The 12059-nt window shown below is 58.2% G+C and carries 9 protein-coding genes; 1 reads left to right on the top strand and 8 read right to left on the bottom strand.

What is annotated here, in order from left to right:
- The 7 genes from ARCT_RS0105785 to ARCT_RS0105760 all read right to left on the bottom strand — a co-directional run bounded on the left by ARCT_RS0105785 (position 1) and on the right by ARCT_RS0105760 (position 9391).
- A complete protein-coding gene (locus ARCT_RS0105785; RefSeq protein WP_027239213.1) occupies positions 1 to 1047 on the bottom strand; it encodes a tartrate dehydrogenase in 1047 nt (348 codons plus the stop codon).
- 21 nt (positions 1048 to 1068) lie between these two features.
- Complete coding sequence (locus ARCT_RS0105780; RefSeq protein ID WP_027239212.1) at positions 1069 to 2532, bottom strand: aldehyde dehydrogenase family protein; 1464 nt, start codon at positions 2530 to 2532, stop codon at positions 1069 to 1071.
- 93 nt (positions 2533 to 2625) lie between these two features.
- A complete protein-coding gene (locus ARCT_RS0105775) occupies positions 2626 to 4059 on the bottom strand; it encodes an FAD/NAD(P)-dependent oxidoreductase (RefSeq protein WP_084300753.1) in 1434 nt (477 codons plus the stop codon).
- Entirely contained in the window at positions 4056 to 4301 is a 246-nt protein-coding gene (locus ARCT_RS27455; RefSeq protein ID WP_240476383.1) for a (2Fe-2S)-binding protein, read from the bottom strand. The genes ARCT_RS0105775 and ARCT_RS27455 overlap by 4 nt, the downstream gene beginning before the upstream one ends.
- Positions 4302 to 4351: 50 nt before the next feature.
- Positions 4352 to 6343 carry a hydantoinase B/oxoprolinase family protein gene (locus ARCT_RS25510; protein WP_036784493.1) on the bottom strand — a complete coding sequence of 664 codons (1992 nt, stop codon included), beginning with the start codon at positions 6341 to 6343 and terminating at the stop codon, positions 4352 to 4354.
- Positions 6336 to 8402, bottom strand: a complete 2067-nt coding sequence (locus ARCT_RS0105765; RefSeq protein WP_027239210.1) for a hydantoinase/oxoprolinase family protein — start codon at positions 8400 to 8402, stop codon at positions 6336 to 6338. Before ARCT_RS0105765 ends, ARCT_RS25510 begins: the two co-directional genes overlap by 8 nt.
- 92 nt (positions 8403 to 8494) lie before the next feature.
- Complete coding sequence (locus tag ARCT_RS0105760) at positions 8495 to 9391, bottom strand: LysR family transcriptional regulator (protein ID WP_027239209.1); 897 nt, start codon at positions 9389 to 9391, stop codon at positions 8495 to 8497.
- A 104-nt stretch (positions 9392 to 9495) separates the two neighbouring features.
- Between ARCT_RS0105760 and ARCT_RS0105755 the strand changes: the two genes are divergently transcribed.
- Complete coding sequence (locus ARCT_RS0105755) at positions 9496 to 10590, top strand: NAD(P)/FAD-dependent oxidoreductase (protein ID WP_240476262.1); 1095 nt, start codon at positions 9496 to 9498, stop codon at positions 10588 to 10590.
- A gap of 2 nt (positions 10591 to 10592) precedes the next feature.
- Here ARCT_RS0105755 and ARCT_RS0105750 read toward each other — a convergent pair whose 3' ends face one another.
- Entirely contained in the window at positions 10593 to 11918 is a 1326-nt protein-coding gene (locus ARCT_RS0105750; protein WP_027239207.1) for an NAD(P)/FAD-dependent oxidoreductase, read from the bottom strand.
- Positions 11919 to 12059: the final 141 nt, after the last annotated feature.

Below are 12059 nucleotides of genomic sequence, written 5' to 3'. Positions count from 1 at the left end.
TCAGAGCTCCAGTTCTGCGATGATTGCAGCGGTGATGACAGCTGTCGCGTGTTTGCCAGGGTGGGTGCCAATGCCTTGTGCGGTTGTCGCTTCGATGGCCGACAACACGGCAGTTGCGGCCTCGGTTTCTCCCAGATGCTCCAACATCATGGCGGCAGACCAGATGGCCGCGATGGGATTTGCGATGTCTTGTCCCGCGATATCAGGGGCCGAGCCATGGACGGGTTCAAACATAGATGGACCACTACGATCTGGGCAAATATTGGCGGAGGCCGCAAAGCCAAGCCCGCCCTGAATGGCCGCGCCGAGGTCCGTCAGGATGTCGCCAAACAGGTTTGAGGCCACGATCACATCCAGATCTTGCGGCGCCATCACCATTTTTGCGGCCATTGCGTCGATATGCATTTGGCTGACCTCGACATCTGGATATTCTGCCGCCAGTTCGCGCGTAACCTCGTCCCAGAACACCATCGAGTATTTTTGCGCATTGGATTTGGTGACCGAAGTCAGATGTCCACGTCTGGCGCGGGCCTGCTCAAACCCAAACCGAAGAATGCGCTCAACACCCGTGCGCGTGAAAATTGAGGTTTCCACCGCCACTTCATCACTGGTGCCTTGATGTACACGTCCACCAGCCCCAGAGTATTCCCCTTCGGTGTTTTCGCGAATGCAGAGGATATCAAAGGCGTTGGCGACCAATGGCCCTTGAACGCCGGGCAACAGCCGGTGAGGCCGGATATTGGCGTATTGGGTAAAGGCTTTGCGGATGGGAAGCAGTAGCCCATGCAGAGACACCGAATCCGCCACGGTTTCGGGCCAACCGACAGCTCCCAGAAAGATAGCATCAAAGGCGCGAAGGGTTTCAATTCCGTCCTCCGGCATCATGGTTCCATGCTGCAGATACCATTCACAGGACCAGGGAAATTCTGTGTTATTGAGGTGAAACCCAAATTTTTGGGCCGCAGCAGCCATGACCTGAACCGTTGCATCCGTCACGTCGACGCCGATGCCATCACCGGGGATCAAGGCGATCTCGTAAGATTTCATGTTAAGACCTTTCTTTTGGTGTCACAGATCAATCAGCACGGATTTGCTACGCTGGTTGGCAAGAAAGGCTTCGCGCCCCAAATCCTTGCCCAGCCCGCTCGCCTTCCAGCCCCCTGTGGGCAAGATGTGATCTTGCGAACGCCCATAGCGATTAACCCAGACGGTGCCCGCTTCCAGCGCCTTGGTGACGCGGAGCGCCCGTGAAAGATCACGCGTATACACACCGGCACAAAGCCCATAGGTCGGGTGATTGGCCAGGGTCAGGGCCTCTTCATCATTTGCAAAGGTCTGCAAGGTGACCACGGGGCCAAAGATTTCTTCGGTCACAGCAGGATTGCTGTCTGTGACGCCCGCCAGGATCGTAGGCTGATAGAAACTGCCCTCCCGATCAAAGGCTTTACCGCCACACAGCAGCTCTGCGCCCTCGGATTTGGCGGCTTGGACGATGGCGTCGATCCGCTGCAGCTGCTGCGACGAGATAATGGGCGAGAACCCGGCAGGGTCCTCCCAGGTCGCGGCTGGTTTTTCCTGAGCAAAGACCTGGATGAGCTTTTGCGCCAGGTCATCAGCAACATCGCGATGTACAATCAAACGTGTCCCTGCAACGCAGGTTTGCCCAGCATTGGGAAGAATGCCACGGGCAATACAGTTGGCCACCAGCTCCAGGTCCGCGTCCGCAAAAACAATCTGCGGAGACTTGCCGCCCAGTTCGAGTGTCATCGGCTTGATACCCGTCTTGGCGATGTTTTCCATGATCGCACCGCCCGCGCGGGTTGAGCCGGTAAAACTGACCTTGGCAATATCAGGATGGCCTGTGATGGCCGCGCCCGTGGTTTGCCCGTCGCCCAGAACGATATTGATCAACCCGGCAGGAATACCCGCACGCACAGCCAGTTCAGCCATGTACAGGGTTGAAAATGGCGTCATCTCGGAGGGTTTCAGAACCACCGCGTTTCCGGCAGCCAAAGCCGGGGCCAGCTTCCACCCCGCCATTGAAATCGGGTAGTTCCAGGGGGTGATTGCTCCAACAACCCCATAGGGTTCATGCGAGATATAGCCCAATTGCCCGGCGGAGGTTGGGACGAGATCGCCGCCTTCCTTATCGGCAAATTCGGCAAAGAAGCGAATTTGTGTTGCGGTGATCAAGACATCGCCCACGGCTGCTTGCCCCACAGGCCGGGTGGAACAGACCGCTTCGAGCTTGGCGAGGGTCTCGGCTTCGGCCTCGATGAGATCGGCCCAGGCCTGCAGCGCGCGAAGACGGTCGCGGGGGGCAGATGTCGCCCAACCAGAGGTGCGCAGCGCTTGTTTTGCCGTCTCGACCGCCTGATCGACGATGGTGGCATCCGCCCTGGCGATGCCTGCCAGGCTGCGGCCATCGGAGGGAGCTGTCACCGCAATCTCTGCCGCCGCCGGGACATAGGCTTTTCCGATGTAGTGCCCTGTGGGCAGGGTCAATGTGCTGGGATCAAATGAACGTTTCATGGGCGCCGATCTTGATTGGATTTGTGCTCAATCTAGGCTGTGGGTTTCGGCAAGAAGGGCCGAAATCCAGCCAATTGCGGCACAATATTTTCCTTACTGCGGGTCTTTCACGCTTTCGCTCTGGAGAGCGGCTGAAACCGGGAGGGGGCGAAGCGGAGGTTGCGCGCGCAGACGCCCGATCTTTGCAGGGGCCGTCTGGCCCAATTCTGCAAGAATGCGACCGGCAGCAAACTGACAATAGCGACCCTGGCAGCGCCCCATGCCGATACGACACTGGGATTTGACCCGATTGATGTCAGGGCCAACGCGTCGCGCCGCAGCCTGAATGTCGCCAAGCGCCACCCCTTCGCACCGACAAATCACCGTGTCAGACGGCAGCTGTGTAAAAAGCTCTTGCGGCACTTGAAAGGCGGTCGCCAAACCTGAGGCAAATCGTTGCATCCGTTCATGGCGCCAAAGAGCGCGCTTGCCGGGGCGGCAGGTGAGCCCCATGTCTTCCAGGCAGGCCGCTGCGGCAATCTGCCCGGCACATTCTGCGGCATCGGCACCCAAAATGCGCACCCCGTCCCCGGCCAGGTAGACACCATTGCCGAGGCGCCCGGCTGAATCGACTTCCGGCAGCCACTGTGACCATTCTGCTGACCAATAGAAATTTGCCCCCGCCAGATCCGCAAGCTGAGTGTCGGCCATAAGGTGCCAGCCCAGGCCCACCCCGTCACACTGCGTTCTACAGTCCAGACCTGTGTGATCTTGCCAGCACAGTTGGGTCGGCCCGCTCTCATTCGTTGTGATCCTTAAGTTGCGCACGCCGGCGTGGTAGCGTTGCCCCAATATTGCGCGCAGATAGATCCCCCGGAGCGTCACGATTGGGCGCGCCATGGCCATCGCCCAGGCCCCCTTGACCTGTTGTCGCATTGGGGCCGTGTCTAACACGGCAGCCACCTCTGCCCCGGCCCGGATCAACTGCGCCGCCACCAGTGTCAGCAATGGGCCAGTGCCTGCAAGAACCAGCCGTCGCCCTAGCGCAACCTCTTGTGTCTTCAAGGCAATTTGCATTGCGCCCAATGAAAACACGCCGGCCGATTGCCATCCTGGGACCGGAAGCAATCGGTCACCTGCTCCGGTGCACAAAATGAGCTTCTCAAAGCTTATGACCTTGATGCCCTCATTTGTCAGGACTTGCGCGGACTGATGGGCGATGGCCGTGATCGAGCTTTGGGGCAAATGGGTCACTTGGCCATTTGACACCATTAGATCGAAACATTTGTGCAGTGCCAGTGCCTTACCCGCCTCCGAGCCATAGCGGTCCTTGGCACTGCGCGACACTGTGCTTGCAGGGCGGCGGTAGATTTGCCCCCCCGCCTGCCTGGCCTCGTCCACGATAATGGGATGCAGCCCTGCGTTTACGCAGGTTTCCGCCGCGCGAATTCCAGCAGGCCCAGCGCCAACGATTAGAACCCCAGTACTCTGGCCTCCTGTGCTCGGGCTTCCTGTGCTCTGGCCTCCTGTGCTTAACCCCTCTGTCATGACACCCATCCATCGGGGGCTTTCGACCTTAGTCGCAGACCCGCTTGCAATTCCGTAGAGCAGGCACGCAAGCGGCGCCCCTCTTCTTGCCAAACCCAGCAGTCTTGGCAGGCCCCCATCAGGCAAAACCCGGCACGGTGTTCCGGTCCAAACTCAGCCTCGCGCAGCGCCCCCCGGTGGGACAATATTGCAGTGAGTATCGTATCGCCCTGCAGGCCTGACACCGGCTGACCATCGAACATAAATTCGATACTTGGCCGCTGGATCGCTGTCAGGCGGTGCAATCGTCCCGTCATGCCTCACCCTGGTGTTTATGCTGCTCAAGTAGCGCGGCAAGCTCTGGGAAACGCGTGCAGATCTCGGCCAGCGCCGCCTCTACACCCTCAGCACCCTTGCGGTCTGTCATACGCGCGAAGACTTCGGTTTTGGTGAAGAAACGCCAGTGAATAGGCAGCGCGCCCAGGGTCTTGTTCAGAGCCTCATAGGCGGCATCGGTCCATTGCGTTTCATAGGCAGTCCGCTCCGCTCCAAAATGGAACATGGTGTCGCGCAACGGACGGCTTTGACGCAGGGCCTGTGTTTCTTTTTCATCAACAACGCCTTTGTCGATGACGACACCGTAGTCCTGTGCCGCGGCCGCCTGCGAGACATAGCCACAAGCAACATCGCGCGCCACGCGTTTTGGATCCCGCAGGTATGGGTCACCACGCCCGCCACCGCCGGCAGAGCGTATCATCAGAACGTCACCAGGTTGCAACACGGCCGTGTCCCGGTTGCCCAGATCCGTTTCTGCGGGCTGGTCAGGGTTCAATATCATATGCGCCAGGCCAGCGGATTGCCCGCCCAGGATGCCCCAAGGCCGGAACTTTGAACGATCTCGGTTTCGCGCGGTAATCCGTGTGTCGGGCGCAAAGACGCGAAAGGAGAGTTCCGTCGCAAGGCCGCCGCGCCATTGCCCTGCCCCACCGGTATCCTGAGCAAGGCCATATCGCAGGAACTCTACGGGAACCTCGGTTTCGGTTATCTCAATTGGCGTGTTTTTGAGATAGGCTGCATCTGCGCCGGACCCGTTGGTCCCATCGCGGTGAGGCATCCCGCCGCCGCCGCCCACAACCGGGTTTACTGCTGCAATCACCGTTCTCTGGTGGCGCTCGTCGCGTGTCATGACATTCAAGATGCAGTTGTTTCCCGCAGGGGCTGCGGGCATTTTATCGGGAATGGCCTGGGCAAAGGCTCCAAAAATGACCGACCGCAGCCGGGCACAGGTCAAAGACCGCATCCCCACCGCCGCCGGTGCAACCGGGTTCAGCACCGAGCCTTCGGGGGTGATGCAGGTAAAGGCGCGTGTCAGGCCCGTGTTCAGCAAAATCTGCGGATTCAGGGTGTAAAGCACATAGTAGACGCCCACCAATAGTATCGTATGACGCGGATCCCCCCCCGAAGGAACATTCAAAGACGAGCCCAGTTGCGGATCAGAACCTGAGAAATCAAGAATGGCTTCGTCACCCTGGATGCTGAGCTTCAGATGCAATCGACAAGGGTTGCCCGCATCGCTGTCTTCGTCGGCATAGTCCGCAAAGATGTAGTCCCCGTCCGGGATGGCCCGCAGGATTGCCCGTGCTTCTGCTTCTGCCTGGTCCATCAACAGGGACACACCATCGACAAAGCCCGTTTTGCCAAACCTCTGGATCATCGCCTGCACTTTGCGTTCACCGGTATTCAAGGCCCCCACAAGCGCCTTGATGTCCCCGATATTCAGCGCGGGCTTACGAACATTGGTTTCCATGATCCGCATCAGCGTCTCATCAAACTGACCTTCACGCACCAGCTTCATGGGCGGAAAGCGAAGACCCTCCTGGTGGACCTCTGTCAGCGACCGGCTGAGAGAGGCAGGCACAGCCCCCCCCATATCGGTGTTGTGAATATGGCCGCCCGTCCAGGCAACAATTTCGCCTTCACTGAACACCGGTTTCCAAAGGTGGGTATCGGGGGCATGTGTTGCGACATGGCCCGAATAGGGATCATTGGTAAAGGCGATATCACCCGGCCGATAGTCCCCGACCATATCAATAGCGCGGCCATAGGTCAGACCGGGATACCAGGTCGCGCCAAGCTCCATTGGAACCGCAAAGGTATCACCCCGCCGATCCATCAGCATGACGGTGAAATCCTGTGTTTCTTTTACAAAGGCCGAATGCGCAGTACGGTGCAGCGTATGCGCCATGTTTTCGGCTGCGGCGCGGGCATGGTTCGCCAAAACGCGCAGTGTCATTTTATCAGTCATGAGCAGGGCCCTCGAAATGCACAACAATGTTTGAAGCAGGATCAACCTCTGCCGAGCAATCCTGTGGAATGATCAGCGTCGTGTCTTCTTGTGAAACGATCGCCGGTCCCTGCAGCCGCGTACCGGGAGACAAGGTCTCGCGCGCATACAGAGGGACATCGCGGTAACCACCTGCGTAGACCGAGACGATTTTTTGTGGCTCTGCAGTGCTGGACGTGACGGTTTGGGCCGGAATTTCAGGGTTTGGTCCGGCGCCAACAATTGCCAGACGAAGGTTCACCACCTCAATCAAGCCCTCTGGATCCGCAAAGTCATACATGCGGGCATGGGTTTGGTGGAAGGCTTCAGCGATGTCTTGTGCTGTCTCCAGCCACTCTGGTTTGAGCGCAACTTCGATCTCAAAGCTTTGACCTGAATATCGCATATCAGCCGTCAGCTGCAGCTCGGCGGGGCCATCATGGCCTTGCTTCGTCAGCCAATCGCGGCCTTCTTGGGCTAGCTCTGTGAAATGACCCTTTAGCGTGGCGGCAAGTTTATCATCAAGCCCTGCAAATACGGTGCGGATGAAATCCCCCCTCAGGTCAGCCACCAATCCCCCGAGCGCGGAAACAACGCCAGGGCGACGGGGCGCAAGAACCCGTGTCATACCAAGATCGTTTGCCAGGAAGGCGCCCAGCATGGGGCCACCACCACCAAAGGGCAGCAATGTGAATTCCCTCAGGTCGACACCTTCGCGTGACGCGAGCTTTTCGACCTCGACGAACATTTCGGACAGCGCGATATTCAAAATCGCCTGGGCCGTTTCTTCGGTACTGCGCTCTAGCCGCGCAGCCAGCATTCCAACGGCTTGAATGGCCAAATCTCGATCCATCCGGAGCTGCCCATATGCCAGGTCCGTGTGCCCCAGCCAGCCGCAGACAGCCATGGCATCTGTCACCGTCGCCTCGGTGCCACCACGCCCATAACAGGCAGGCCCCGGAGTGGACCCAGCAGAGGTCGGCCCCACCCGCAACACGCCATGGGCATCAACTGACGCGATAGAGCCTCCACCGATGGCAATCGAGCTGACCGAGACCGATGGAATATACAGCGGGAAATCACCGATCATTTCACCGGTGCCAAAATTGGCCGCACCGTCGATAATCAGGGCGATATCGGCTGATGTGCCGCCAATATCCAGGGTCAGGATACGATCCTCTCCTGCCTGACGCGCCAACCAGGCGGCGCCCGTCACACCAGATGCCGACCCTGACAACAGCATGGATACGCAGTTCTCACGTCCGTCGCCTGCGCTCATGACGCCACCGTTTGATTTGGTGAGCAACGCCTTTGCCGGGATATTCTTGCTGGCCAAGCGCGTCTCTAGCGCGTCGAGATATCCGGCGACACGCGGGTGCACATAGCCATTCAAAATTGCAGTACAGCCGCGTTCGTACTCGCGGATCACCGGCCAGACCTCGGATGAGGTGAAGGCAAAAATGCTCGGAGCCATTTCCGAAATCATGTCTTTCACCTGCCGCTCATGCATATCGTTTCGCCAGCTGTGCAAAAAAGAGACGATAATGCCCTCAGCCCCTGCCGAGAGCGCCTTTTGGATGGCTTGTGCAACAGAGCGCGCATCCAGTGCGGTGGTCTCTTCGCCCTGGGCATTCAGCCGGGCGGTGACCCCAAAGATGTGATCGCGCGAAATAAGTGGCTCGGCGCGGTGGCAAAACAGCGAATACATGTCGGGCATGCGCAGGCGCGCCAACTCGAGCACATCTTCAAAGCCGGCGTTGGTAATCATCGCCAGTTTGGCGCCTTTGCGCTGCAACACCGTATTAATTCCAACGGTGGTCCCATGCACGAACCGCGACACGGTCTCAGGCAAAAGCTGATCCCGCTCTTCCAGCAGCGACAATCCTGTGGTCAGCTCTGCGCCCGGATCATCGGGGGTGGTCAAAACTTTCAAAGTTGCCAAACGGCCAGAATTCACTTCCAGCGCACAGAAATCCATGAAGGTGCCGCCAATATCGACGCCGATCTTCCAGTCTTCACGATGTGGGATTGTCCCATCCATAGGTTTGCGTCCTTTTCAATCTGTTGCCGCAAAGGGAACAGATTGAGCGGAGATCGTCCAAGACGCTTACTGCGGAAAACCATAAGCCAGACTTATGTTCGTTCGGAATTGCCTAATTCACAGATCGCCCGTAGCTCAGCGGACATGATCTGATCGGCCTGGGAAAGCGGTCTGTCCTTTAGCGTCAATAGAGATAGGGGCAATTTTGGACTGTTTGCCAAAGGGCGCACCTCTACCCCCTGGAATTGATGCCAGGGCAGCAGCGCATCCACCAGCGCCACGCCTAACCCCGCCTGAACAAACCCGACCGCTGTAATTGAGGAATCGATTTCCAAATCGGGTTGAAAGCCTAGCCCCTGCACCTGAGCCGCCTGTTGCAATTCATCTCTGGGGCGGGTTTGCGTCCGGTATGAAATGACCGTGCGATCCGCCAACATATCAAAACTGACTTCGGAGGCGCTGACCAGGTCAGACTGCGCCGACATCAGGCAGCAAAAGGATGTCATATCAATAACTTCTGCACATATGTCTGGCGGCATTTGATCATCTAGCGCCAGGGCCAGGGTCGCGTCCCCTGTCCGCAACATAGTTATCAAAGTGTTGATTGGGGCCACATGTACCCGCAATTGAATATTTGGGTGTTTTTGCCTCAACATGCTGAGCGCATTGGGTAAAACTGACATCGACGGCGGTGCCGAAGCGGCGATACGGACGAGTCCCGACCGGCCCTTTCGCAGATCTGTCGATTTGCGGCGCAGACCTTCGAGACCCGCAAAGAGGCGTTCGGCATCGGGATAAAGCTCTAGCGCCTCGGGTGTGGGATGAAGACGGCCCTTTTCGCGACTAAAGAGCAGAAAGCCAAGCTCGTCTTCGGTGTGACGCAAGACCTGGCTGAGGGCCGGTTGCGAAATATTCAGCATACGGGCGGCACCAGTCACCGTGCCAATCCGCATGACAGCTGTAAACACTTCCAGTTGGCGCGCGCGCATCATAACTCCATAGGCTATCCTTATGGATGTCGCAGAAAGCCGTCTTTGACGCAAGTGATAGTTCGCTCTTTGATAGTGACAGGGGGTATTGTGCTGTGCATGTGATGATCTTGGGTGGCGGTCTTATGGGAACCGCCACGGCGTATTTTCTAACCAGGCGCGGGGTCCGCGTGACACTGATTGAACGCGGCTGCGTTGGCGCCGGTGCGACGGTGGCCTCTTTTGGGAATATCAGACGGTCAGGGCGTTACCTGCCGCAAATGCCCTTGGCCAATCGCTCACTGGGGCTTTGGCCAAGGCTGGAAAACTGGCTTGGTACAGATGTCGAGTTCCGGGCAACCGGGCATTTGCGGCTTATCTTTGACCACGATGGCCTGGGTATGATGCAGCAATTTCGCAAAGAGGCGCTGGATTGGGGGCTTGAGCTAGAGGTTCTGGAGCCAAGGGACATTCGCAAACGGTTCCCGGGCTTGGGCCCAGGTGCAATTGCGGCGTCTTTCTCACCGGAGGATGGATCTGCCAACCCGCGCCTCATCGCCCCCGCCTTTGCAATGGCTGCTCTGCGCGGTGGCGCGACCATTCACGAGCAGGCCCATGTTTCTGACATGAACAAAACGACCAGCGGCTTTGAAGTGGTCACCTCGGTTGGAACATTTTCCGCCGATACGCTTTTGAATTGCGCCGGAGCATGGGGGCCTGACATCGCGCGCCACTTTGGTGAAGAGGTTCCAATCACTTTGGCAGGGCCACAAATGGGTGTCACCGAGCCCCTGCCCCATCGCATTTTGCCTGTCGTTGGGGTTTGGTCAAAACAACACGGGGCCTATTTGCGCCAAGTCGAACGCGGCAATGTGGTCTTTGGCGGCGCTGTTGCGCGCACTCAGGTTGGTGCAGACGGATTTGCCAAGGTTGATCCGCACAACCTGTCAAACCAGTTACAAGAGGTTGTTAAACTGGCGCCCGCCCTTCGGCAGGCAACAGTTATTCGACAATGGTCTGGCGTCGAGGGCTATGTGCAAGACATGTTGCCGGTGATGGGACCTTCAGGCACCACCGAAGGCCTTTTTCATGCCTTTGGCTTTTGCGGACATGGCTTCCAGCTTGGGCCTGGCGTGGGTGACGCCATGGCGGAACTTATCACAACGGGGGCATGTGCCACACCGCTGGCGCCCTTTGACATCGCAAGATTCAGCCCATGATTTCAGAAATCAGATACTTTGCCCCATTGGCTCTGTGTAAAACGGGACAGTTTGTATTGTGCGGTTTCAGTAACTGGCGCCCGCCCCAACAGCATATCCGCCATCAGGTGGCCGACACCGGGGCCAATACCAAACCCATGCCCGGACAAGCCAGCTGCCAGCGCCAGACCCGGTACTCCGATGTCACTGTCAATGACAGGTACACCGTCTGGCGTGCTGTCGATATAGCTGGCCCAAGAGGCCTGCAGAGGCACCTTTTGCAAAGCCGGAAACAGCTGACGTCCACAGGCCAGGGTTTTTGCAATCGTGCCCGCATCCGGGCGCGGGTCCAATATACGCATCTGCTCCATCGGCGTAGGTTGATCCAGCTTCCACTTTTTCAAACCGTCAAAACCGGACCGCCAGGCCTGCGCCCCACCAGGGGCCAAAGAGCGCCAGCGCCGCAGGAACATCGGCAGGAAGTGTTTGGACCCACGCAGCATACGCGGGGTTGGGTCCACCTTTGCCAGGCCCGAAATGGCCAGCGTATAGCCACCATCGCCGCGCCGGGTAACAGAGACCTCTTTGGTATGCACCGCATCCGGAATCCCCTGCGCCCCAGGGGCCACCGAAAGGATCGAACTGCGCACCGAGGACTGCGGGAAGAAAACACCCAGCTGATGCAGGAAACTGCCGGCCCAGGCGCCGCCAGAAAGGACAACCTGCTTGGTCTGGATCCCCCCCTTTTCGGTCACAACGGCGCTGACCGCCCCACCGCTGGTTTCAACTCCGCGCGCCGCACATCCCTGCAGGACAATCCCACCATGCTTCTCGATGCCCTGCGCAATCATCGGCGCAGCAGCGGCAGGGTTCGCAATGCCATCGGTCGGAGACCAGACACCGCCCTTCCATGCCTGCCCAGTGGCTGCCCCGTGTTCGGCTGCTTCTGTGGCGGTCAGCATCCGGGTATCAACACCCTCGCCACGGGCAAAACGTCCCCACCGGGCCCAGCCTTCGATTTCGGCCTCATCGTTGGACAGATAGATCAAACCACAGCGGCGAAAGCCAATTTCAGCGCCGCAATCCTGCATCATCTCTTCCCACAAAGACAGGCTCACACGCGACAATGGCAATTCACGGGCATCCCGGTTTTGCTGTCGGCACCAGCCCCAGTTTCGGCTGGATTGTTCGGCGCCGATACGTCCCTTTTCCAGCAGCACAACCTTTTGCCCAGCCCGCGCCAGCCAATAGGCGGTGCTGACCCCAACGATACCGCCGCCGATAACAACGGTATCCGCTTGCTGCGGACAATCGGTTGCGGAAGAAATGTGCAAGAGCGGAGCAGTCATCAAAAAATTCCCAAATCTTTTCTTAGGAAGTAACTTGAAACAAAGGCAGCGAGCTACTGGATTGGATGGAAATTCAGCATATTCTGTTAAACAGCAACCGAGCGAATGGCTACATTGCCAACAAAGAGTATGATCTTATGA

Origin of the sequence: Pseudophaeobacter arcticus DSM 23566 (genome assembly GCF_000473205.1) — a bacterium.
GTDB lineage: Bacteria > Pseudomonadota > Alphaproteobacteria > Rhodobacterales > Rhodobacteraceae > Pseudophaeobacter > Pseudophaeobacter arcticus.
This window is presented reverse-complemented; position numbering and strand designations above follow the sequence as displayed.

Excerpts from the sequence above, each read along its gene's own strand:
- ARCT_RS25510 (WP_036784493.1), bottom strand. The coding sequence starts at position 6,343 with ATGACTGATAAAATGACACTGCGCGTTTTGGCGAACCATGCCCGCGCC.
- ARCT_RS0105760 (WP_027239209.1), bottom strand. The coding sequence starts at position 9,391 with ATGCGCGCGCGCCAACTGGAAGTGTTTACAGCTGTCATGCGGATTGGC.
- ARCT_RS0105765 (WP_027239210.1), bottom strand. The coding sequence starts at position 8,402 with ATGGATGGGACAATCCCACATCGTGAAGACTGGAAGATCGGCGTCGAT.
- ARCT_RS0105780 (WP_027239212.1), bottom strand. The coding sequence starts at position 2,532 with ATGAAACGTTCATTTGATCCCAGCACATTGACCCTGCCCACAGGGCAC.
- ARCT_RS0105755 (WP_240476262.1), top strand. The coding sequence starts at position 9,496 with ATGATCTTGGGTGGCGGTCTTATGGGAACCGCCACGGCGTATTTTCTA.
- ARCT_RS27455 (WP_240476383.1), bottom strand. The coding sequence starts at position 4,301 with ATGTTCGATGGTCAGCCGGTGTCAGGCCTGCAGGGCGATACGATACTC.
- ARCT_RS0105750 (WP_027239207.1), bottom strand. The coding sequence starts at position 11,918 with ATGACTGCTCCGCTCTTGCACATTTCTTCCGCAACCGATTGTCCGCAG.
- ARCT_RS0105775 (WP_084300753.1), bottom strand. The coding sequence starts at position 4,059 with ATGACAGAGGGGTTAAGCACAGGAGGCCAGAGCACAGGAAGCCCGAGC.
- ARCT_RS0105785 (WP_027239213.1), bottom strand. The coding sequence starts at position 1,047 with ATGAAATCTTACGAGATCGCCTTGATCCCCGGTGATGGCATCGGCGTC.